Raw genomic sequence first — 20842 nt, 5'->3', positions numbered from 1 at the left:
TCTGTAAGCCTTTTTATTTATAAAACGACAATAGCCCAATACTGCCTATTAACACTATGATTCCTATCATTTCTTGTTTATTCACTTTTTCCTTAAAGCACTTGTGTGTAATCATAATTGAAAACACAACACCCACTTGAGTCACTGTTTTTACATAGGCTGCCTCGGCCATTGCTAATGCTGTAAATAATCCTATAGAACCTAAAACGCTTGTGAAGCCGATCAAGGCGGAGATTTTTATGTTTGCTATAATAGCAAAAAAATCCTGTTGTTTTTTATAGGAGATCCACGCCCCCAATATAGCAACTTGAATGATAATGGTCACCGTTAACGTCATTGCGGCTTGCATCATAGGGCTTGTCCCATCAAGTGCCAAACTTGCGTTACGAATAAACAGCCCTGACAATGCAAAGCTAAATCCAGCTCCTATCCCTATTAATGCTGACTTTTTAGACGCGCTTGAAGTAATCTGACTTAAATCAATTTGTTTTTCGCCTACGGAAATTATTACAATCCCAACAACACCTAATATTATAGCTACCATTCCTATCAGGCTTATTGTTTCTTGAAATAGAATCAGGCCGATAAGCGCAGTTTGTACGGCTTCTGTTTTTGAATAGGTTACCCCGATAGCAAAGTTACGATGCTTAAAAAGTGTTACCAGTAACATTGTTCCTAAAATCTGGGTGATGCCTCCCAACGTGCAGTATAGCAAAAATCCATTGTTTATTTCAGGGATGTCAGAGTGAATCTGACTCACAAATAATAAATATAACAAAACAAATGGTAGCCCAAAGCTATACCTAACCCATGTTACGACTGCGGTAGAAAGGTCATTATTAAGATGCTTCTGCAATCCTAGCCGTATTGCATTCATTAATGCACCGAATATAGTTAATGCTACCCATAACATTTATATAACCTCCTCTTCAAACTCAACCATCTCATAATGCTCAACAGTCGGAAATGGATCATAAAAATGATGCAATGATTTTTTCCATTCCTGGTATTCTTCAGACTGTCTGAAGCCAACAGTATGATTCTCAAGAGTTTGCCATTTTACTAGAAGGATATAGCGATTTTTTTGCTCAATACATTTTTGCAATTCATGAGAAATATAGCCATCCATAGAGCTGATTATTTTTTGTGCTTTGGCAAAGGCTTGTTCAAATTCGGCTGTTTTTGTTGGTATTACGTCTAATGTTGCCGTTTCAAGTATCATATTTTCCTCGCAACTGTCAGGATATTCAGGCTTTTATCTGCTATAAAATCATTACCTTCCAAATCATACTGATGGAGTGTTGCAAAGCCATTTTGCGCCAGCATTTCTTTTAATTCCTTTGCTGTATAAATTTGCAAGCTAAAGCTGTTAGTATAAATTTCTGGCTCACGCTCTTCTTTAGTGATGGTATAATGGTCATGGGAGGTTAGCAGTCTGTTTGCTCTATCAACTTCGGAATACTGCTGATTTCGGATTTTAGTGCCATTTTGTGTGGTCTGGATATTCATATTAAAACCATGGATCACCTCGTCAGTGATAGCTTGGAGATTGAAGATATCAAAAATATAGATGCCGCCATCTTGAAGGTTGCCATGAATGTTCTGCATGGTTTTTTCAAAATCTGATTTTGATACATGGCCGATGGCGTTAAACATGGTGATTACTGCATCAAACTGGCCGACTTTTAGATCACGCATATCACCATCGATAAAAGCAATTTCTTTTCCTTGTGCTTTGGCTTTATTTTTTGCCTGTTCTATTAAAGCAGGGCTAAAATCACTGCCTGTAACTTCATAACCTCGCTGCTGTAGATAAAACACCTGAGAACCTGTACCACAGGTCATATCCAATACAGTTTTAACACTCTGCTCTTTAAGCAGTCGTTCGATGACAGCATTCTTTGCATCCGTCTCTTCGCTTACATTATGCGCATCGAAATATTCCGGCATTTGCTGGTATTCGAGGGGAAGGCCTAAATTAGTTTTTTCCACTTTTTTCTCCATTTTTATTCTCCGATAAAACTCCACTTGTTTGCAAATATTTATTCACCTCAGATAATGAATCATAAATATTTAGCGCAATACTGGCTGTCTTAGGAGAGGGCTGTTTAATATCTGGTATTACAATCACTTTAATACCAGCGATATATGCTGACATAGCGCCATTATCAGAATCCTCAAGTGCTAAACAATTATCAACATGAACACCTAGTTTATCTGCAGCTTTTAAATATGGATCTGGTGCAGGCTTACCTTTTTCTACTTGATCTCCGCCAATTATCACTTCAAAACGATCTATAATTCCAGCCAATTTAAGTTTCTTTAATGCCAAGCTATGTTTGGTAGACGTAGCAACTGCTCGTCTTATGTTGTTTTTTTCTAATAAATCAATTAATTCAATTAGACCTTCTTTGATAGGGACTCCATTTTCGGCTATTGCTTTTTCATAATCATCATGAAAAGCATCTGCAAATTCCTTTTTTGGTATAGATATTCCTAACTTTTTTTCCATAGCTACATGGGAATCATCTTCATTAAGGCCATTCATTTCTATTAGAATATCATCAGTAAGATTAATGCCAAGAACCGTACCAGCCCTCTTGATTGAAGGAATTGCCAACCGCTCTGTATCCAGCATTAGCCCATCCATATCAAAAATCACTGCCTCTAATTTATTCATCTTCTACCTCCGGCAAGAACCCACCAGCTTGCATCTTCCACATACGGGCATAATGGCCTTTGTTTTTTAGCAGTTTTTCGTGGCTGCCATCTTCTATTATATGCCCTTTATCAAATACCAGGATTCTATCCATTTCTGATAGGGTAGAAAGGCGATGGGCGATAACAATTGTTGTTCGGCCTTTCATTAAGCTATGTAGGCTCTCTTGAATATGTTTTTCGGTAACAGAATCTAACGCAGAAGTTGCCTCGTCCAATATCAAAATAGGTGCGTCTTTTAGCATTGCACGGGCAATAGCTATCCTCTGCCGCTGCCCGCCAGAAAGCTTAATGCCGCGCTCACCAACTAATGCTTCATATCTTTCTGGTAGCTTCTCAATAAACTCATGGCAATGCGCCTGTTTGGAGGCTTCAATCACTTCTTCATCACTAGCATCAATTTTGCCATAACGGATATTATCCATTAATGAACGATGAAAAAGCGAAGTATCCTGCGGAATCATAGAGATGTTCTCACGCAAAGAATCCTGTGTGACTTCGGTGATATTTTGTCCGTCAATCATTATTTTCCCCGACTCAACATCAAAGAAGCGTAATATCAAATTTACAAACGTAGTTTTACCGCTGCCTGAAAAGCCTATCAAACCAACCTTTTGACCTGCTTCAATAGCCACATCTTTATTTTCAAAAACATTTGTGTCTTTATTGTAATGGAAGGTTACGTTGTCGAATTTAATTTGTCCCTCGGTTACGCTAAGTTGTTTTGCATCTGATACGTCTACAATTTCATGCGCTGTTGTGATAATCGTAAGTGCCTGGGAACATTTTCCAAGTTCCTCAGCAAATTCAACAAGCTGACTTACCAGCCACCATAAAGCCATAAAAATATTTACAACCAACATCATTATAAAAGCAAAATCACCAATGGTAACATCACCTGTTCCATGTAAGTAAATCAGATTCCATACCATCAACCCAATCATAGTAAGGATGGTAATATCAAAACCAATATGCATGAATAAAATGGAGCGTTGCACCTTCCTATCTTTTTCCACCGTATCGTTTACGGCTTTATCTAGATATTTATGCTCAAATGACCTGCGTGCAAAACTACGAACTATAATCATATTACTTATGCCATCAACTATCTTGCCAATCATAGAAGTTCTAGAAGAAGAAAAATCATGTGACAGTTTGTGTATTTTTTTACTAAAGAAAAAGCCTACACTTAAAAATGCAACTGCCCAACCAAACAACAAAAAAGCGAAACTAGGATGCACAAATAGCATTGCAGAGAAGGCTATTATCAAACCAACCACTTGAGCAAACCCATCATCAATCTTTCGTAAAATTGATACCGAGCCGCCGGTTATGTCACTAATTTTATTTTGTAAACTGCCTGCAAAATTATTTTGAAAAAAGTTGTAAGAATGTCCACTCAAATAGCCATACATACTATTAATTATATCTCGGCGTATATTAGGTAGCATTCTGAGCCATATCCAATCTACTAAACGGTGATTACACGCCTGCCATATCCACAGAGCCATATAAATAGCAAATAATTGCATAGCATCTAAAGGTAAGTTAGATACTCCGGCTAACTTATCTATTAATAACTTAAGCGTATATGGTGTGGCTGAAGTTAAAAAGCCCCATAAAACACCGGTTGTAAGTAATACTATAAAATACCAACAATATGGTCTTACAAAATGCCAGAAGAATGCCGGCAGGGTTTTTGGTAATGTAGTATCGTTTTGCATATTATAATCGTCATTTATCTTTTAAGGCTCCCAAACATAGAGCATTTTGTGCTAAATAGCCAGAATTAGAGTGCTTAATGTCATGCTCAGTATTGATTTGCAGGGCTTTATTACGCCTACTTTATAGCTATCAGTAGCGTATTTTATTAAAGCTGGGATTTCGTCTTACTAGAAGCGTTGTATAATGATACCAACACTTGTCTCGATTATTAGGTGCTACAGGCGCAGAAGCTTATATTCCTGACAAATTCAAATCTGACATCCATACAAGTTAGCACAAGTCAACTCCTGATCTAACATATTGAAATATAACTATAATTACTCATCATTAACTTGATGTCTCTTGCTTTGTATGGCTTCATTGGACATGTAATAACAATTGTACAAAGGAGGGTAAAATGTCTGATGAATCACGAATACCAAAAATAGTTGATTATAGTGCTAAAAATATCAGAAGAACTGTAATAGTTTTGTCGCTAATAACTATAGCAGGGTGCACATCAACGCCATCAGTATTGCAGCAAAGCAAAACACTGGATGAATACTGGAAAAACGCCACTTATACAGAGCAAGACGGCTCAAAAATCCATGACCAATATGTTTATAAGGCATTTCTTATCAAAGATATTATTACCGCTACAACGTGGCCTGACGGCAAAAAGGAAAAACTAAGAATATGTCTGGTGGGGGATGATGACTTTCATGGAAAATTAGACAAAATGGCTAATCTTGTGCAGCAAGAAGAAGGGCATCAATGGGAGATAAAGAGAGGAGTTGGGGAATCTGACGTAAAATACTGTGACGTACTTTTTATCAGCTATATGTATAGCCGCCGGGAGCTTGATGGCTTTCTAAACCGCGCATCGGGCAAACCAATATTAACCATAGGGGACGACAAATACTTTTTTCATGACGGAGGAATGGTGAGTTTGCGTGAAAAAAATAACTATATCGTTATGAAAGTCAGCTCAGGGAAAGCTGCGAAATCCGGACTTAAATTTGATCCTGAGCTTATTGAGGCAGCGCATCAGGTAACAGGAGTAAATCAATGAAAGATCTAGCACATAGCAACAATGTTATCGATTTACGCTTATGGCAAAAAGAACGCGCCTCACATGATTTTAGAAAATTAGCAATGCAAATGCGAGGGGATATGGGATTGCCTTATACTAGTGAAACTCTAAAACCTAGATCGATAAAAAAGGAATTATCTGAATTAAAGCTATTATTGGAAAAGAGCTATCAAAACGAAGAAAAATACTTACTTGTTACAACCCCTATTGCACAATTTTTTACCAACCAAAAGGAGCACCAATAATGCTTTACTCCACTAAACGATACAGTGAATTTAAACAATATATCGGTAATAATATCCGTATTCACCGTGAAGATAACGGCCTGACTCAAGAGGCACTGGCAAAAGCCAGTTATCTTACAACGGCAGAAATTATAACTCTTGAAGGTGGGAAAGAAGATCAAATGCTAAATGCAGTGCTAAAGGTATCATACGGCCTTGAAATTGAACCATATATGCTACTTGATGATATTTATGGTGAAGATGAAAATGGCAAAAGAATATGTTTATCGCATTTCAGTGCATATGACGATAATCTTTCAAAGGAAGAAAAGCAGAAAATTTATGATGAAATGGTAGCATCAGGCAAATATACTCCGCCCCACAAACGCTGATTATCAAAACTAGCCATTTGCATACACCTCCGCCTCTTCATTTCTACGCCTGATTAATCCTTTAAGTTTGCGTCCTCCGGCAAATACCCATTTTCTAAATTCATGTGGAACGTCTGAATGCTCTTCACGGTTCACCTTTCTACGGAGAGTAGATCTCTGCAACGCTGCCGGCCCTAAATTATAGGTAAAAGATACAAGGGCATCGAACTGACCATCATCTAGCGGCACATTTATATAGCGTAAAACAGCATGTTCAAATTTGCACGCATCCTGAAAGAGCAATTCTTTAGCGTCTTGCCTTGTCATCCGACAAGCATGTTTCGCAGCCTTTAGGCCAGAGTTTTTGTAAATATCCAGCAATTCTGCACCAGTGATATTTCCAAAATTATCGCTTGGTAAAATCACATGACCATATCCGATTGTAGGGTATCCGGCGGCACAAATATATAAATGTGGTACAAACCCTTCCCAGCGTTTGATAAGATCTGCACCTCTATGGGTTATATGGCGCATGGCTACTTTCCTCCAAGTGCTTTTTTCCAAGCTCTCTGGCCGAACCAGAACATCATGACAGTTGCAAACAATGCCTTGGTTTCTGCATCCCAGATTTGGGTTAAGGCTTCGGAAACATCAATTCCGTTAGTATTAACAAGGATATAAAGCCCAGCACCTTTGACAGTTGCAAACAGAATAAAAAAAGCATAGGTGATAACGGGCCGTACAGAGGCACGAAGCCCTTCAATCCATTTTACGCCTGAATCTCTGCCTGCGTGTTTATATAATGCCTTGCTCTCGGCAATATCGGCTCCTACGTTTATTTCTTCTAACCGTTGAGCGTGATTTAATTTGTCCTGTTCCATCTGTCTGTCGAGGATAGCAAGCTCGTGTTTGCGGTCTTGTTTATCTCGATATATTTTTAAAATATCCGGAAATGCGCTGCCAAAAAATCCAAGTAGACTTCCAAGTAATGTTAGCATTATTTTACTCCAAAAAGTTTAAGTTTAATTGCAATGCCAGCCATGATAGCCAGCATAATTCCGCTAGTGACAATGCGAATGAACGTTTGCCATGCTGTTTTTTTGGCAAGTTGCAGAGCTGACATTAGCGAACGTAATTCTCGTATATCGTTAGCGGCATCCTCTCCGTCTAGCCCAACATCTGCTAATGCGCACCTGGCACCTTTTTCAGCTGCCCTGCAAAGCATTGCCTCAAATTCGTCTTTTGGCAGGCATATTTTATCGTTCTGCTCTTTGTTAGGCTTTGCCATGGTTTTTCTCTGATTTTATTATTAGGTTTGTGGTATCTCCGCGCTTATGCGTGATATATAACCGCTATTATCAAGTGAATGTTCAACACGAGTAATATTCCACTGCCCATCAACGCCAGCTCGAACACCCATCAGATTTAATTTACCTTCTGCTGCAAGCCTGGGGTCACCAGGAGTGGTTATGCTTAAACTGCCTGTACCACGCTCAAGTTGCTTTAATTTAGCATCGGCTGCAGCTATCAATAGTTCTGGCGTGTCGAACGTGTGGCGAAGGATAAACACCGGTTCATCTTCACCTACTTTTATCTTCTTTTTTTCCGAGTCACCTTTATCATGCCACGTTCCTTCAACAGCTCCATATTTTGCTCGATCTGCAAAAGTTACGTTCCAGCTTGTAATTTGTTTGCGCATTATAGTAATTGGTGGAATATTGCGACCACTTACAGATTTTGCTTCCCCTTTAGGTGCAAATAGCAAATCGGAATGTGTCAAGAGAAATGAGACAAATAAAATTGTAATTAATTGTCTAATTCGGTTTTATTATTCATATTATCATTCACAATATGTTTACAATACTGGTCTGTATTATCTGGCTTATTAATCCATACAGATTTCGGTATATTTTTATGTTGCGGCATTTTATTTTTAAATCGTGCTGGTTTTTTGTTAAAAGCATTTTGTAGCGTAATATTTCTTTGTTGGATAATTTTCTTGTCCAGCTTGAAATGTACCATTTTTGCTGTTAGCAGAGCGATGCCGGTATGGTGGTGTTCGTTATTATACCAGTCGAAAAATGTTCGGCAAAAACTCCTGGCATCCTGTATTGATCCAAACTTCTCTGGAAATTCAGGGTTATATTTCAATGTCTTAAAGTTAGATTCCGAGTAAGGATTGTCATTGCTGACATAAGGTCTATTATGCGATTTCATTACATTTAGGTCGCTTAACATTTGTGCGACAGTTTTGGATTTCATGCTTGAACCACGGTCAGCATGAACGGTTAGCTGATCTGGGTTTATTTCATATTTATCAATAGTTTGCTGCAGAAAGTCCTTGGCCAGGACGGCAGTTTCACGCTCCTCTACCATCCAGCCAGTAACATAGCGACTAAAAATATCCATAATGACATATAAATAATAATAATTCCATTTGGTATCAGATTTTAATTTGGTAATATCCCAACTCCAGACTTGGTTTGGAGCTGTTGCAAGTAGTTCCGGCTTGACATAATTATGTTGCCTATGGCCACGCCGTCTCTCGCAAACTTCTCCTTCCTCGTTTAAAATTCGGTACATGGTGCTAATGGAACAAAAGTACTTATTTTCATCCAATAATGTTGCATAAACTTCATATGGAGTCTTGTCAATAAAGCGTTCGCTATGCAACATATCAAGTACATTTTGTTTTTCAATCTGGCTTAAAGCCAGGGCATTTTGTGGCCCTTTTTTTGGCTTGTTTTCTTGTGGTTTCATCGATCTGTAAAAGCTCGAACGTGGCACAGAAAAACTGTAACATGCTGATTTTGTGTCTGTTATTAGGCTTAGTTCGTATGTTGCATTCATTATATCTTCTCGTCTTGTTGGTTGATCATCTGCAATATTGCATAAGTTTTTTTTTGAAAATCAATGATAATCTGAGCCTTCTCAAGCTGCTTTTTAAGCTTGTCATTTTCACGTTTTAACTGTTTGTTTTCATTACATGTGGCGGTGGAATCTTTAGCTTTAACACCAGGTTTTTTTGACGATAATCCTTCAAATTCTCCATGTTTTCTTTGCTTGCGCCAGCAGGTTAAGTGTGACGAATATAAGCCTTCTTGTCTAAGCAGGATAGCTATATCACCGCTTTTAGAACAATTATCAGCTGCTTGTAAAATTTTCATTTTATATGAGGCTGTAAATCTACGATGTTTCTTAGCGGGCTTAACCTCGGTGGGGGGAGCTTTAATATCCGACGCAAATTTTCCCCCCTCAAAGACTTCCGGCCTACGGCCTACAGTCTTTTCAGGGGGAAAATTTGCCTCAATAGCTTCGCTGACATTTTGTAAATCTTCCATAACTTTTCTCCTAGGTGTAAAATAGAACTTAGACAATTAATTAGATACTAAAAAATGTCTCATCTAATCTGACACAGAGGGATTTCCATTTATAGGTTTACTTATTGCATCATGCGTGAGTGCTAGCCTGGTCAGCAAGTGTAGATCACTTTCTTCAGTTTGCACCAAGTGAGGAATCTCAAAAGCGGATAATTCATCTGTTATACGTGGCGTTAAACCATGTTTGCCGGCAATATTGTTCACCAAATCTCCAAGAGTTATTTTACCCCATGTTTTTGTTACCGGAGCTTTTAATACTTGCCCCATATCAGCTGCATGAGCGCGTATACTCATACTTTGTGGAGGACTTTCAACGCTTATCTCATCGACAATATACAATCCCATTCTGATCAGCAATGTCTCGACGTAGCCAAGTGATATATCCAACGTTGCGCCTGTATTTGGCAAAGCTATTTTGCCATCACGGTCATCAAGCTTTATGGTAGCTTTATCGCTTTGGAAGCCCGCTTCGTCAGTGACACGCAGTGATAATAAGCCCTTGCGTATAGCAGCTGTAATGTCATTGCTGTCTGCAATTACTTGAAAATCTGGTGTAATGGTCATTTAATCCCACAATCTGATTATGGTGTCGGTTTCAGGCAGAGCAATATCAGGCAATATTATGAGGACACCGGCAGGAAACTGCTCACCGTAATCGGCAAGTTTTGGATTAGCCTCTAATATTTTTTCAACTGCACCGGACTGTTTGCTGTAATGTTTCCAGGCGATAAAATCCAGCATATCACCTTCTTTTGTGCGATATTGAACTGCCATTTAATCTTCCCCGTAACGTACAATAGAAAGTCTAAAGGTGATTTTGCGAGGAACACCATCTTTTAAAAATACTTCTCTGGTTTCTTCAATCTGCGTAATCACCCATTTTCTCCAAACTTGACCTAATCCATCTACCAGTAAAAGTGGTTTGCCATTATCGGCAGCAGATTTCATTCCTTCGATCTGACCAAGGCCGCCCTTAAAGTGTGGATATATAACACCCTCAAGGTTTATTTGCTCTGCACCTGTGCCAACAAATTGCATAGCAGGATCGTTGCCAATTCTGTCTTGCGATTGCCAACGATAGGCAATCGTTCTTTGCAGTTGTTGGTAGGCCGAAGTTGCAATAGAGAAACGATAGTCACCAAGTGCCATCATTATACTCATAACGTTGCTCCTGCCGTATCAAATAATGCTCCTCGGGATGCATCTTTGATTTGCCGCATTACTTTTTCTGCAATGCTTTCTTCATCTTGTCCCGGAGTAGTATGAACATCAATTTTAAAATTATTCGTAATCGTTCTCGAATCAACTGACCTCTGATTAGTAATGATGCCTCCTACAATAGATTCCTGTAAACTTGCGGTTTTTTGAGGGATGGTATTATCCCCTAACTTTTGCAAATTAGTTGATTCTTGAGTGGTTGCATTATCACTGTTAAAATCACTGGGCGTACTTGACTTGGTTGTTGATGTGATATTAGCCTGAACTTTATTGCCTGAACCGAATAAAATTCCGAACACTCTGCCTATAGCTGTAAGTGGGCTACTGATAATTTTCCAAAATCCACCAACCCAATCAGCAAAAGTTTGCCAGACCGATTGTATTGGCTCCCATAAACCACCGAAAAACCCTTTCACCTTACCCCAATTAGCTATTAGCAACCCGGCGGCAATAGAAATGCCACCAATAATTAAGCCAATAGGATTTGTCAGGAAAGCAATCGTTAAAGCCCTGAGTCCACCTATAACTAAAGGAATAGCACGACTGGCAAGGGCAATTAACCCACCTGCAAATGCTTTTATTGCGCCACCAAAAGCAAGTAATCTTATGCGTCCGGCAGTGATAAGGGATACAATATTAAAGGTTGTCAGCTTGGTGGTTGCTAAAGATACAGCTCCGCCCAATACTCCAAACAAGGCCATTATACTTTGGCCAATAGCAAGTGCCTTCATTCTTACAAAGGTAATTGCGGATACCAAATTAAATGCTAAAAACCGTGTTTTAACAAATGTTGCTGCTAATCCTAAATTTGTCCAAGTGCCCGATACAAAAGTAGCAACTGCTAAAGCTTTAGTTTTTATCGCAGTAATCAATGCTATTTTATTGAATGCCTGAAATTTAATTCCAGTCAGGGCTATCTCTACGCCCAGTTTTGCCAAACCTATTCTTACAAGAGCTGCTCCTCCTGTTACAAATGTCCACAAAAAATTTAAAGCCACAAAAGCAATTTTCAAACCAATTAAGCTAAATGTAACTCCAAACACTACTCCACTCAGTAGAGGTATCTTTGTAACAAAATCTGCAATACCTGATGTAAACGAGCGAATTCCATCTACAACAACTTTCAATGGAGGTATTATTGTTTCTCCAATATTTATTCCAATTTCAGTTATAGAGTTTTTCAGTAATTGTAATCTATTTGCTAGTGTTGTTGCTCGGTTAGCAAATTCACGCTGCATAGAATTTTGTCTTTTAGCGTTTCCAAGTAGATCCAAAGCCTTTTTATACTGATTCACATTACCTGCTAATAATGATACATCATCAGAAAATTCTAAACCGAATAAATCGGATAATATTCCGGCTCGCTGTTGTTTTTCTACTTTAGAGACTGTTTGCAAGAATGATAATAATGCCCCTTGAGCATCATTTTTTATAGATTTTTTTAATTCAGTAGCCTCAACTCCTAATTCGCTTAAGCCTCTTTGAAATTTTGCACTTTGCTTATCTGCAGTATTAAGTCGAAGTAACATAGCATTAATGGCAGTTGCAGCTATTTGTGGTGGCTTGCCAAGAGCTATAAAACTGTCAGCAAGTGCTGCTGTTTGCTCTGCAGAAAGGCCAAAATCTTGCGCTTGTGCACCAACCCTAGCTAAAACAGGGATTATGTCCCTTGCTTTTGCTGCGGTGTTATCCGAGAGGAAATTTATTGCATCTCCTAACTTGGTCATTTCATTAATGGGAACACCAAAAATGTTGGATAATTTAGCTATAGCATCACCGGCTTCTTCAGGTAAGAGGTCAAAAGCCGTTGACATTTTTGCTACGACATCCACAAAATCAGGTAATTCTGTTTCACTAATACCTAACGTACCTCCAGCTGCTGCAATTTGTGCAAGTCCTTCAGCTGAGATAGGAATATCACGAGATATTTGCTTGATAATATTCCCAAAATTTCTCAGACCACTTACTTTATCCTTAAAATCTACAACCTTTCTAACATCAGCCATGACGCTCTCAAAATCAATTGCAGCTTTTAAAGGTGCGCCAATAGCTATACCAAGTGCTACCATGTCAAACAATTGACCACGTATTGCAGAACGTCGCGCTTTGATTGCTTCACTTCGTTTTAATGTAGAGTCTAATGCTCTATACCGTGACTGTAATTTTATAACAGATGCACCAAGTTTTGTTTGTTGAGAAGTAAGGTTTCTAGTGCTTTGACCGGTTTTAGCCATCTCACCACGAACTTTTTGCAGTGAATCTCGTTGCTTAATGTAAGCAGTTTTTGTACGGTTGGAAGCATTCTTAGCTTTTTCAAACTCACGCTGCATTGTTTGCGTAGGGTTTTTAGTATTTCTCATTGCTGTGGATAGCTGTTTAACCTGTTCTTCTGCAGAATCCCATGCACTTTTAGCGGATTGCACTTGCGTTTTGAGTGTTCTAAATGAGGTTATCCTTTTGCTATCACCGTCTAATTTTTTTATAGCACTACCAAGCTTGGTAATTTGGCTTCCTCCTTTACTGAGGGTAGAACCAAAACTACCTTTTAATGCAGCACCAATTGTTACAGCTACTGTATGTTGTTTAGACATTGTCACTTCTTTGATAAAATATTGGCAGCTTCAAGCCATAAGGTAAATTCGTCTAGTTCCATATCAAGCCATACGTCTATGCCTCCACCAGCAAAAGAGGCAAGCGATAAAACCGCTAATCGGATATCGCTGGGCTTAGTTCCAAAAAATTTTGTAGCACCTCTTGTATTTTTGCGTAGTCAGCAAGATCAAGCTCTTCGATAACATCAACTGTTACTTCTGCTAAGTTAGCTATCATTACTATTTCTTTCTCAGCATCAGTTTTTTTTATGCGCTCTACTGCAAGCCGATCACGAACTTTAGGTCGCCGAACAATTAATGTTTCATGAGTATTGTTATTAATTGTAATTGGCACAGTTAACTTTATAGTTTCCATGATTTTTCCTTATATCTTGATTTTTATAAATTAATAATTACTATTGGCGTTATAGAAAATGACGGAATTTTTATGAATAAAATCGTATTATTTTTGGTTGTAGCTGTTACATGTATTTCGATGCTGTCATCATGCTCAGACGACGAGGCTAAAGAGGCCGATAAAGCGAATGCTTCTCCTGAGTCTCTTGCTGTTTATCCACCAGATATTGGAGTAAAATCTATTTACCTTGAGTCTCTGGAGCTTCTTAAAAAAGGTGAAGAGATGGTTGAGCTTGATGAAAGTGGCAATAAGAGTATCTGTATTAACGCATTTAAAATACACAACCCAAAGGTAAAAGAGTTACGCAAAATAGTTGATGCTAAATTTGCAAAAAGCCATCCTCCGTTAGGAGCTGCATTTAGCAATTTAGTTAATTGCACCAGTTGCCTTAACTCAAGGGAACAGTGCGAAGGTGCTAAAGAAAATTTACAGACTGTAAAAAAACTTTATGACTTTTAGATCCCTATAGCGCCTCTAATAGTAGCCATCTCATCAACTCCGTTAATAATGCGAATCATATTTTCGGCATCAATTTCAATAATTGCATTGCCAGCCATAGTGAGCTTATAGTAACGAACGGCTACCATACATTTCAAAGTAGCTTTATCGCCAGCCTTCCATGTTCCTGAATCTACTTCGCGGAATGAACCTCGTAAATTTATAACAATCGACTCAGCATCGCCATCAGATTGCATTGCGCCACGCAGGGTAATAGCAACAGAATTGCCATCTATCAAACCAAATAACCTGAACAATTCAATATCATATTCAGCAAAAGTTAGTTCGCATTCTAATTTTTCCATTCCCATATCAATTTCTATCGCGACATCCATGCCACCAGCACGATGCTCCTCTGTTTTGACGGTGAGTTTCGGTAATACCACTTCATCAACACGCCCTGCATAGCCGCGGCCATCAACAAAGGCATTAAAGTTTTTTAGAATTTTAGGTATCATTATAAAATCTCCTCAATGAAATCGTTAACCAGGTGAGAGCGGAAAGTGATATGTTCAGCCGGAAATGGTGGGGTAAACTCAAAATCAAAAAATACCTTGCCATCTGCAATATTGAGCGGAGTATTTAGTTCCGGATCAGCAAATGCACGTCCGCCAAGAATTGCTCCTTGGGCTTTTAAACTGGCAAGAAAAGCATTCACACCTTCCAACACATCTTCGATGTAAGTTTTTGTTATATTGCGATCTACCGCCCATAAATGTGCTCGAAGCAAGCTATCATTGATGATATCAGCGGTTCTGCGCACAGATAAAAACGCCCATTTAGGATCAGTTGAGGTTGTTCTATTTCCCCATAGCCTGTAACCATCCTGACGGATAATCGTTGCTACTTCACTTTCGTTAAGTAGATTTGCTCTCGAATTGGCATCACCTAAAGTAAAATCAATAGTTCGGCTTGTACCGACAACACCACCCATAACTTTGTTAGATGGTGACCACCAGAAACCATTGTCATTATCAACTTTGGCAATAATACCGGCTACTCTTGCACTTGCAGGTTCAACAACTACCGTACTTGTTACAGTATCAAATACTTTTACATGTGGGTCTACAACGTAAACTCGATCGCTTCCCCAATCGCCACGATAAGTAATTGCGTCTGCATCATTTGTGTCAGGGCCATCGGCAATAATAACCGCACGTAGGCGATCTGCAATTCCTATCAGCTCTGCAACTACAGGATTTGCATTACCTAAATGCCGCCTGTGAGTAAAACCAGGTGCGATAAGAATGCGCGGACTGACATGTACCACAGATTCAGCACCAAGGAAGGCTTGCACACCTTCATAGCTACCTGTTCCAGCATCAACACCACCAATAATATTAGCTATTGTTTCATCTTCATCCACGCCTTCATCAGTACGCACTACCACAATAACAGCTCCTGCCTGATCGAATATTCCATCTATTGCACCGGGCAAAGTTCCGGTATCACCGAGCAAGGCAGCTTCAGTTCTGTTTCCTGCAATTAGCACAGGTGTATTAAGTGGAAAGGCATCAACATCGGCGTCTGGTGCAGTGCCAATAAGTCCGATAACAGATGATCTTACGGTACGAATTGGTCTTGCGCCTGTATCTATCTGAATTACCTCAACGCCATGCAAAAATTGTCCGGGCATATTTTTTCTCCAATATTTTAGGACTATTCCTAAAGACATAAAAAAACCCACCTAAAATCAGCAGGTCGAGCAGGTTAAATTTTGGCTAATATTACCATCCGGCTCTAACATCATAGTTTTCTACATCTACAACATCTGTAAGTGCCATAATCTCAGCATATTTAATTGCTTCAGTTACATATGCAGATTTTTGTGCAGCAAGAATAGTATCAAACAATCCCTGAAATTCTGCTTCGGTAAGGGTTACTTGAGCATTATTTATATCCAACCAAATATCTTCAGTCTTTGTACTAAAATTAAATGATGTCACCATTGCGGTAAGGTTATTACTGGCAACTTTTCCTGCATTGTATGTAACTGAGTTAAAAACCACATCAGCATACTGATTTTCATGCCTCACGGCCTCTAATTCGATAACTTTTCGTGCCTGTGCTTCAGGTAATGCATTTGCAGCAGCATCTGCCAGTCTTTGGTTATAATCAGTTAAATCATCGCCAGATAGAGGATAAACACCGTGTCCTTCCAGTGGTGTTTTTCTATCTGTATCAAGCCGTGAATACTGGCCTGTGTTCATTCCTACAGGCGTTCCATCAGCAACAGTAGTTCCATCATGTATTGTAATAGGCATGTTAAATACTCCATATAATAAGTTAAGGTAAAAGAAATGGTTGTTTAAGAGATTCCGTATAGTTTGAATGTTCCTGAAGCTATGTCGCCACTGCTGAAGAAAAAACGCAGGGCATTTATCGGACTTGTTGTGCCGTTGTAATGACCACCGCCAATAATTCTGTTGTAACCGCTGTCAATGCTTGCACCTTCCCATAGAAAAACCTTCTTGTTTCCTGTGAAAAACGGACGATATAGTAGTATGTCTACAGATACGACTTCACCAGTTGCCAGCGTTCTGACAGAAACATCTAAACTGGCAGATGAAAGGTTGCCTTGCATATTCCATGATGGCGAGTTACCGCCACGCAACTCGGCATTGCTCCAATGATAATTTCCATCGCCTCTATAAGAAGCCCCACCACTAGTGCTTACCTGTAATCGCAATGAACCAGATGCGAGAGGTTCAGCATTTATCACCCTGATTAAATGAGCCTCGTATGTCGGGCCAATTCCAGTGGTAAAATCTACATTGACAGAATTGTTGGCTATTTGCGTTTCAATAAGATGCAACGAGCCTGAACCACCAATAGAGCCAGGAAGATTTGTAAGTAAACTGGCATCTATAGCCGGTAATCTCGCAGAGCCATCCAATTGTAAAAACTTATTTGCGCCAACACCTGCATCAATAAGAAAATTTGGCAGTTTGTTTCCTGCTCCAATCACAGGAATATCCCCTGCGATAGCTCCTATATTGAGCATATCGTTATCTATGCGAGGAAATGGCATAATGCCTCCTATAAAATTCCGTAAAGTTTAAAGAGTCCCGATGCAAAATTCCCTTGAGATGGAAAAAAGCGAACAACATCTATAGCTCCGCTTGATCCTTTATAATAACCGCCACCAACTTGGCGATTATATGCTGAATCTATAGTGGCGGTATCCCACCAAAAGGCTTTCTTTATTGAGGTCTGGGATGGATCAATAAGAACTACGCGCCCAGATGCTGGTTCAGCAACTCCTACACTGCCCCTAGTTAATACTAAGTTTCCAGTAGTAGAATCACCAGACAAACCCCATGATGGAGAAGCAGAAGCCCTTAATTCAGCGTTTACAACTTCAAAACCTGTAGTTTTAAAACTAACACCAGCATCTTGGCTAATTGTCATTCTTACGGCTGCGTTTATAGAATGTACTACGTTTATAAATTCAAAAATGTAGGCTTTATATGTGCTGTCAAGTCCACTAAAATCTATCTGCGCCGAATTACTTGCTGATTGCGATTGAATTAACTTCATCGCACCAACACCGCCACCAGGAACAGGAAGATTAGTAAGTAAGCTTCCGTTTATTGCTGGAAGCCTTGCAGAACCATCCAATTGTACAAGTTGGTTTGCCGCTACACCCGCATCAATCAATGAGCTCGGTAACTTATCACCTGCGCCAACTATAGGAACCTGTCCATCTACGATTCCAGTATTGAGCATGTCGTTATCAACGGTTGGGAATGGCATTTGCTATCTCCTATAAAAGTCCGTAAAGTTTGAAAGTTCCCTGCACAAAACTTCCGGCAGATAACGTGAATTTAATTGCATTTATTATATGTGAGCCACTAAGTTCAGCATAAAATGCACCACCTGCGCTATCTGCACCAGATTTTAGATAAGCTAAATGTCCTGATATAGTATGGTTTTGAACAGCTGAAGGATCATGTAAAATTATGTGGCCATGACATGATCCGGTTCCATAAGCTCCTATTCCAATCGCCATATTTATCGTAGAATCAGCTGAACCAACCTGCGCGTTATATCCAACTGATGTGTGAGTTAATATCTGCGTATGCTGGTCATATCCTGTTAAATATGTAGAGCCACCATCATTACTAACTTGAGCATGAACATCTACATTACTTGTAGAAGGTTGTATTGAAGTCATCTCAACGAGATAGTTTTTATAAATGCCGTCAATAAAATTGCTAAATACAATTTCTGCATTATTGCTAGCATTGACAGTATCAAGTAATACTCTTCCTCCAACACCACCAGCATTAGGCAGATTTGTCAGTAAACTACCGTCTATTGCAGGAAGTCTAGCAGAGCCATCAAGCTGAATAATTTTACCGGCAACAACTCCTGTATCAATTAAGTCGCTGTCTATTTTTGGAAATGGCATAATTTTTCTCCGTTACGCAAAAGAAAAGGGCTGCAGAGTTGCAGCCCTTGATTATTAAGTTTTATGATCTGGTTTTATTTCAGTCCGTAGACATCAATATTTCCGCCAGTGGTATTATCATTTGCAAAGAAGAACCGTAACCCTTGCAATGGTAAAGTAGTATGAGTTTCATAAATGCCAGCGGTAGTAGAGTTTCCTGACTGTCCACCATCATTAGTTTGGTTGCCCAAAGTCATAAACGTTGGCCTTGGAAGCGTTGTAGATGCTGGGTTTGTTATGATTGTTTTGAAATCATACCAATGACTATGACTACTCCATGTAGGAACTATTAATATTGCAGAATTGTCAGAATAAACATTGTGACCACCATTATTAGGTGCGTCATGACCCGACGATCTGTAATTACCATCAGAACGATAAACGCCTTGTGTTTTTACCCTACAATAAACATGTCCAGCAGAACTTTGTGTTACAGGGCGAATGCCAGAACCAATAACCATTAACTGCTTATAAGTACCATCAAATAAAGAAGCATCTTCAATATCCACCTGTGCAACAGAGCTTGATACTGTTGTGCGCGTAACATGCACCATGCCTCCACTAATGCCAGCAATATCTACTTCCTCAATAACTCCTGTGCTTTCGTTAAATTTAAGGAGCTTTCCAGGAGTTCCGTCGGCTATTTTTCCGAGAGTAACAGCTTTGTTAAATAGCTTCGATGTTACAATTGCATTATCAGGTACAACAATATCGGTTTCTTCAATAACACCAGTGCTATCATTGTATTTTAATGATTTGCCAGGTGTGCCGTCTGCTAATTTTGGCAAAGTAATGTTTTTATCAATCACTTTTGTTGTACTGATGGTATTATCGCCAACAGTACCGACCGTAGGGTCGCCTTCCTCAATCACTCCAGTTGAGTCATTATATTTGAGAAACTTGCCTGGCGTTCCGTCTGCCATTTTAGTCAGAGTGACAGCCTTATTAGCTATTTTTATGGTGAGAATGCTATTATCATCAATGGCTGCAACCGTACCAAGATGACGAACGACAATTGCATTTGTATCCGTCACCGGTGGTGCATCGTTAAATGTTAGTGTAGTGCCAGCAACATTATAAATTGCAGGATCAATGCTCATTCCTCCAACGGAAATACCTAGTGCGTTTGCATCTGCCGGAGATTGTGACAAAGTGAATGCCGCCGTAGAGTTATCACCTGTAAAATGATCAACAACTATACTGGTTGGCAAAGTTCCACCACCACCTGTAGGTGCGGTGATTATTTCATAGCCGTCACCAGTAGCATTCACAGCAATTATCTGTCCTGCAAGACCAGTCAAGGATGCAGGTAATGTTCCAAGTGCTGTCAATACTGCTGTGGCCGGTAATGCGCTAATCTGTGCAACTGGCAAAGTAGCTAAAGCCACAAGTGCTGCTTCGGTTGGAAGGGCTGCAATCTGGTTAAGCTGTGCTTGTGGTAGCCCACCTCCAGCCTCACCACTTGCTCCTAACATATTTCTGTTTTTAAAAAATGCGACTGTCGGTACAGTATTATTATCAGGATTTGTCTCGCTTGAAAGCTTGATAAGCCCTGAATTGGCTGTGCTCGCTTCGCCAATAGCGGTAACATCACTTGCCAGTTGTGCTATTTCTACAGAGACATCGCTCAAAGTGTCCTCGATTGTAGGCATGTCAAAAGCTCCAATATTCAAATAAGAAGGGCTGCCAAACGACAGCCCTCAAAATGTATTACAATGGTGAAATGGTTTTAAACCCACTATTTATTTTTCTGGTTTATCAGGCCAGATAACATCGGCAGGACTTTCAAAATCACTCTTAAGATTTTCTAGCTGCTTGCGATATTTATCAAACGCTGCTTTTTTCTTTTTTGAAAGATTGGCATTCTCATCGTTTACCCATTCTATGGCTGTGAGCAGTTCATCACGCTTTTTGCCGATTTCTTCCCATTGTCTTTCTGTTTCAGGTATGAGTGCATCAGTTGTATTAGACTCTTTTTCTTGTTTAGCCTGAAATTTTGCCAGTTCATCGCCTTCCAAAATATAATAACCATGTCCCGGAAGTGGCTTGCCATGTTTATTCAGACGTGGATATTTACGTGGATCGTGACCACAAACGGTATTGTTAAGCACTTTCGTGCCATCATGTATAATTTTCATAATGAATTTTCCTGTTATGGGTTAATGACAAAATTA

28 protein-coding genes are annotated in these 20842 nt (G+C 39.4%); 4 read left to right on the top strand and 24 right to left on the bottom strand.

Annotation, left to right across the window (positions count from 1 at the left end; genetic code table 11):
- Positions 1 to 13 precede the first annotated feature (13 nt).
- Genes O2942_09345 through O2942_09325 form a run of 5 tightly spaced genes read right to left on the bottom strand, consistent with a single transcriptional unit; the run spans position 14 to position 4442 of the window.
- The gene (locus O2942_09345) at positions 14 to 913 is read right to left on the bottom strand and encodes an EamA family transporter (GenBank protein ID MDA0782452.1); all 900 of its coding nucleotides are present in this window, start codon (positions 911 to 913) and stop codon (positions 14 to 16) included.
- Positions 914 to 1222 carry an antibiotic biosynthesis monooxygenase gene (locus O2942_09340; protein ID MDA0782451.1) on the bottom strand — a complete coding sequence of 103 codons (309 nt, stop codon included), beginning with the start codon at positions 1220 to 1222 and terminating at the stop codon, positions 914 to 916.
- Complete coding sequence (locus O2942_09335; GenBank protein MDA0782450.1) at positions 1219 to 2004, bottom strand: class I SAM-dependent methyltransferase; 786 nt, start codon at positions 2002 to 2004, stop codon at positions 1219 to 1221. Before O2942_09335 ends, O2942_09340 begins: the two co-directional genes overlap by 4 nt.
- Entirely contained in the window at positions 1979 to 2680 is a 702-nt protein-coding gene (locus O2942_09330; protein ID MDA0782449.1) for an HAD family phosphatase, read from the bottom strand. The genes O2942_09335 and O2942_09330 overlap by 26 nt, the downstream gene beginning before the upstream one ends.
- Positions 2673 to 4442, bottom strand: a complete 1770-nt coding sequence (locus tag O2942_09325; GenBank protein MDA0782448.1) for an ABC transporter ATP-binding protein — start codon at positions 4440 to 4442, stop codon at positions 2673 to 2675. Before O2942_09325 ends, O2942_09330 begins: the two co-directional genes overlap by 8 nt.
- Before the next feature lie 398 nt (positions 4443 to 4840).
- Between O2942_09325 and O2942_09320 the strand changes: the two genes are divergently transcribed.
- Genes O2942_09320 through O2942_09310 form a run of 3 tightly spaced genes read left to right on the top strand, consistent with a single transcriptional unit; the run spans position 4841 to position 6131 of the window.
- Entirely contained in the window at positions 4841 to 5494 is a 654-nt protein-coding gene (locus tag O2942_09320) for a YfiR family protein (protein ID MDA0782447.1), read from the top strand.
- The gene (locus tag O2942_09315) at positions 5491 to 5760 is read left to right on the top strand and encodes a hypothetical protein (protein MDA0782446.1); all 270 of its coding nucleotides are present in this window, start codon (positions 5491 to 5493) and stop codon (positions 5758 to 5760) included. The genes O2942_09320 and O2942_09315 overlap by 4 nt, the downstream gene beginning before the upstream one ends.
- On the top strand, positions 5760 to 6131 hold the full coding sequence (locus O2942_09310; GenBank protein MDA0782445.1) for a hypothetical protein: 372 nt from the start codon (positions 5760 to 5762) through the stop codon (positions 6129 to 6131). Before O2942_09315 ends, O2942_09310 begins: the two co-directional genes overlap by 1 nt.
- 9 nt (positions 6132 to 6140) lie before the next feature.
- Here the strand turns inward: O2942_09310 and O2942_09305 are convergent, their stop codons facing one another.
- The 11 genes from O2942_09305 to O2942_09255 form a co-directional block, all read right to left on the bottom strand.
- Entirely contained in the window at positions 6141 to 6644 is a 504-nt protein-coding gene (locus tag O2942_09305) for a lysozyme (GenBank protein MDA0782444.1), read from the bottom strand.
- Positions 6645 to 6646: 2 nt separating this feature from the next.
- Positions 6647 to 7108 (bottom strand): hypothetical protein, encoded by a 462-nt coding sequence (locus O2942_09300; protein ID MDA0782443.1) that lies wholly within the window; start codon positions 7106 to 7108, stop codon positions 6647 to 6649.
- Positions 7108 to 7398 (bottom strand): DUF6127 family protein, encoded by a 291-nt coding sequence (locus tag O2942_09295; GenBank protein ID MDA0782442.1) that lies wholly within the window; start codon positions 7396 to 7398, stop codon positions 7108 to 7110. The genes O2942_09300 and O2942_09295 overlap by 1 nt, the downstream gene beginning before the upstream one ends.
- 21 nt (positions 7399 to 7419) lie before the next feature.
- On the bottom strand, positions 7420 to 7890 hold the full coding sequence (locus O2942_09290) for a hypothetical protein (GenBank protein MDA0782441.1): 471 nt from the start codon (positions 7888 to 7890) through the stop codon (positions 7420 to 7422).
- 26 nt (positions 7891 to 7916) lie between these two features.
- Positions 7917 to 8960, bottom strand: coding sequence for an IS3 family transposase (locus O2942_09285; GenBank protein MDA0782440.1), 1044 nt, complete (start codon positions 8958 to 8960; stop codon positions 7917 to 7919).
- Entirely contained in the window at positions 8960 to 9451 is a 492-nt protein-coding gene (locus O2942_09280) for a hypothetical protein (GenBank protein ID MDA0782439.1), read from the bottom strand. The genes O2942_09285 and O2942_09280 overlap by 1 nt, the downstream gene beginning before the upstream one ends.
- 63 nt (positions 9452 to 9514) lie before the next feature.
- The gene (locus tag O2942_09275) at positions 9515 to 10054 is read right to left on the bottom strand and encodes a hypothetical protein (protein ID MDA0782438.1); all 540 of its coding nucleotides are present in this window, start codon (positions 10052 to 10054) and stop codon (positions 9515 to 9517) included.
- Positions 10055 to 10264, bottom strand: a complete 210-nt coding sequence (locus O2942_09270; protein MDA0782437.1) for a tail protein X — start codon at positions 10262 to 10264, stop codon at positions 10055 to 10057.
- A complete protein-coding gene (locus tag O2942_09265; GenBank protein ID MDA0782436.1) occupies positions 10265 to 10651 on the bottom strand; it encodes a phage tail protein in 387 nt (128 codons plus the stop codon).
- Positions 10648 to 13299, bottom strand: coding sequence for a phage tail tape measure protein (locus O2942_09260; GenBank protein MDA0782435.1), 2652 nt, complete (start codon positions 13297 to 13299; stop codon positions 10648 to 10650). The genes O2942_09265 and O2942_09260 overlap by 4 nt, the downstream gene beginning before the upstream one ends.
- Before the next feature lie 115 nt (positions 13300 to 13414).
- Complete coding sequence (locus O2942_09255; GenBank protein ID MDA0782434.1) at positions 13415 to 13675, bottom strand: phage tail assembly protein; 261 nt, start codon at positions 13673 to 13675, stop codon at positions 13415 to 13417.
- A 72-nt stretch (positions 13676 to 13747) separates the two neighbouring features.
- Here O2942_09255 and O2942_09250 point away from each other — a divergent pair, with 72 nt between their 5' ends.
- Positions 13748 to 14176 (top strand): hypothetical protein, encoded by a 429-nt coding sequence (locus O2942_09250; GenBank protein ID MDA0782433.1) that lies wholly within the window; start codon positions 13748 to 13750, stop codon positions 14174 to 14176.
- Here the strand turns inward: O2942_09250 and O2942_09245 are convergent.
- The 8 genes from O2942_09245 to O2942_09210 form a co-directional block, all read right to left on the bottom strand.
- Entirely contained in the window at positions 14173 to 14673 is a 501-nt protein-coding gene (locus O2942_09245; GenBank protein ID MDA0782432.1) for a phage major tail tube protein, read from the bottom strand. The two genes, O2942_09250 and O2942_09245, sit on opposite strands and share 4 nt — an antisense overlap.
- Positions 14673 to 15851, bottom strand: a complete 1179-nt coding sequence (locus tag O2942_09240; protein MDA0782431.1) for a phage tail sheath subtilisin-like domain-containing protein — start codon at positions 15849 to 15851, stop codon at positions 14673 to 14675. Before O2942_09240 ends, O2942_09245 begins: the two co-directional genes overlap by 1 nt.
- Before the next feature lie 91 nt (positions 15852 to 15942).
- On the bottom strand, positions 15943 to 16425 hold the full coding sequence (locus tag O2942_09235) for a DUF4376 domain-containing protein (GenBank protein ID MDA0782430.1): 483 nt from the start codon (positions 16423 to 16425) through the stop codon (positions 15943 to 15945).
- Positions 16426 to 16523: 98 nt separating this feature from the next.
- A complete protein-coding gene (locus O2942_09230) occupies positions 16524 to 17246 on the bottom strand; it encodes a hypothetical protein (GenBank protein ID MDA0782429.1) in 723 nt (240 codons plus the stop codon).
- Positions 17247 to 17254: 8 nt separating this feature from the next.
- Entirely contained in the window at positions 17255 to 17971 is a 717-nt protein-coding gene (locus tag O2942_09225) for a hypothetical protein (GenBank protein ID MDA0782428.1), read from the bottom strand.
- A gap of 10 nt (positions 17972 to 17981) precedes the next feature.
- Entirely contained in the window at positions 17982 to 18629 is a 648-nt protein-coding gene (locus O2942_09220) for a hypothetical protein (protein MDA0782427.1), read from the bottom strand.
- Between the two features lie 74 nt (positions 18630 to 18703).
- Positions 18704 to 20320, bottom strand: a complete 1617-nt coding sequence (locus O2942_09215) for a hypothetical protein (protein MDA0782426.1) — start codon at positions 20318 to 20320, stop codon at positions 18704 to 18706.
- A 90-nt stretch (positions 20321 to 20410) separates the two neighbouring features.
- Positions 20411 to 20806 carry a phage tail assembly chaperone gene (locus tag O2942_09210; GenBank protein ID MDA0782425.1) on the bottom strand — a complete coding sequence of 132 codons (396 nt, stop codon included), beginning with the start codon at positions 20804 to 20806 and terminating at the stop codon, positions 20411 to 20413.
- Between the last annotated feature and the right edge of the window lie 36 nt (positions 20807 to 20842).

Source organism: Pseudomonadota bacterium (assembly GCA_027620075.1).
GTDB lineage: Bacteria > Pseudomonadota > Alphaproteobacteria > Rickettsiales > UBA6187 > 1-14-0-20-39-49.
The sequence above is the reverse complement of the archived record's forward strand: the minus strand, read 5'-3'. Positions and strand labels throughout refer to the sequence as shown.

Excerpts from the sequence above, each read along its gene's own strand:
- O2942_09285 (MDA0782440.1), bottom strand. The coding sequence starts at position 8,960 with ATGAATGCAACATACGAACTAAGCCTAATAACAGACACAAAATCAGCA.
- O2942_09240 (MDA0782431.1), bottom strand. The coding sequence starts at position 15,851 with ATGCCCGGACAATTTTTGCATGGCGTTGAGGTAATTCAGATAGATACA.
- O2942_09330 (MDA0782449.1), bottom strand. The coding sequence starts at position 2,680 with ATGAATAAATTAGAGGCAGTGATTTTTGATATGGATGGGCTAATGCTG.
- O2942_09340 (MDA0782451.1), bottom strand. The coding sequence starts at position 1,222 with ATGATACTTGAAACGGCAACATTAGACGTAATACCAACAAAAACAGCC.
- O2942_09230 (MDA0782429.1), bottom strand. The coding sequence starts at position 17,246 with ATGCCATTTCCTCGCATAGATAACGATATGCTCAATATAGGAGCTATC.
- O2942_09345 (MDA0782452.1), bottom strand. The coding sequence starts at position 913 with ATGTTATGGGTAGCATTAACTATATTCGGTGCATTAATGAATGCAATA.
- O2942_09210 (MDA0782425.1), bottom strand. The coding sequence starts at position 20,806 with ATGAAAATTATACATGATGGCACGAAAGTGCTTAACAATACCGTTTGT.
- O2942_09260 (MDA0782435.1), bottom strand. The coding sequence starts at position 13,299 with ATGTCTAAACAACATACAGTAGCTGTAACAATTGGTGCTGCATTAAAA.
- O2942_09215 (MDA0782426.1), bottom strand. The coding sequence starts at position 20,320 with ATGCCTACAATCGAGGACACTTTGAGCGATGTCTCTGTAGAAATAGCA.
- O2942_09280 (MDA0782439.1), bottom strand. The coding sequence starts at position 9,451 with ATGGAAGATTTACAAAATGTCAGCGAAGCTATTGAGGCAAATTTTCCC.
- O2942_09225 (MDA0782428.1), bottom strand. The coding sequence starts at position 17,971 with ATGCCATTCCCAACCGTTGATAACGACATGCTCAATACTGGAATCGTA.
- O2942_09315 (MDA0782446.1), top strand. The coding sequence starts at position 5,491 with ATGAAAGATCTAGCACATAGCAACAATGTTATCGATTTACGCTTATGG.
- O2942_09295 (MDA0782442.1), bottom strand. The coding sequence starts at position 7,398 with ATGGCAAAGCCTAACAAAGAGCAGAACGATAAAATATGCCTGCCAAAA.
- O2942_09305 (MDA0782444.1), bottom strand. The coding sequence starts at position 6,644 with ATGCGCCATATAACCCATAGAGGTGCAGATCTTATCAAACGCTGGGAA.
- O2942_09250 (MDA0782433.1), top strand. The coding sequence starts at position 13,748 with ATGAATAAAATCGTATTATTTTTGGTTGTAGCTGTTACATGTATTTCG.
- O2942_09310 (MDA0782445.1), top strand. The coding sequence starts at position 5,760 with ATGCTTTACTCCACTAAACGATACAGTGAATTTAAACAATATATCGGT.
- O2942_09270 (MDA0782437.1), bottom strand. The coding sequence starts at position 10,264 with ATGGCAGTTCAATATCGCACAAAAGAAGGTGATATGCTGGATTTTATC.
- O2942_09235 (MDA0782430.1), bottom strand. The coding sequence starts at position 16,425 with ATGAACACAGGCCAGTATTCACGGCTTGATACAGATAGAAAAACACCA.
- O2942_09220 (MDA0782427.1), bottom strand. The coding sequence starts at position 18,629 with ATGCCATTTCCAAAAATAGACAGCGACTTAATTGATACAGGAGTTGTT.
- O2942_09335 (MDA0782450.1), bottom strand. The coding sequence starts at position 2,004 with ATGGAGAAAAAAGTGGAAAAAACTAATTTAGGCCTTCCCCTCGAATAC.
- O2942_09255 (MDA0782434.1), bottom strand. The coding sequence starts at position 13,675 with ATGGAAACTATAAAGTTAACTGTGCCAATTACAATTAATAACAATACT.
- O2942_09245 (MDA0782432.1), bottom strand. The coding sequence starts at position 14,673 with ATGATACCTAAAATTCTAAAAAACTTTAATGCCTTTGTTGATGGCCGC.
- O2942_09265 (MDA0782436.1), bottom strand. The coding sequence starts at position 10,651 with ATGAGTATAATGATGGCACTTGGTGACTATCGTTTCTCTATTGCAACT.
- O2942_09320 (MDA0782447.1), top strand. The coding sequence starts at position 4,841 with ATGTCTGATGAATCACGAATACCAAAAATAGTTGATTATAGTGCTAAA.
- O2942_09275 (MDA0782438.1), bottom strand. The coding sequence starts at position 10,054 with ATGACCATTACACCAGATTTTCAAGTAATTGCAGACAGCAATGACATT.
- O2942_09325 (MDA0782448.1), bottom strand. The coding sequence starts at position 4,442 with ATGCAAAACGATACTACATTACCAAAAACCCTGCCGGCATTCTTCTGG.
- O2942_09300 (MDA0782443.1), bottom strand. The coding sequence starts at position 7,108 with ATGCTAACATTACTTGGAAGTCTACTTGGATTTTTTGGCAGCGCATTT.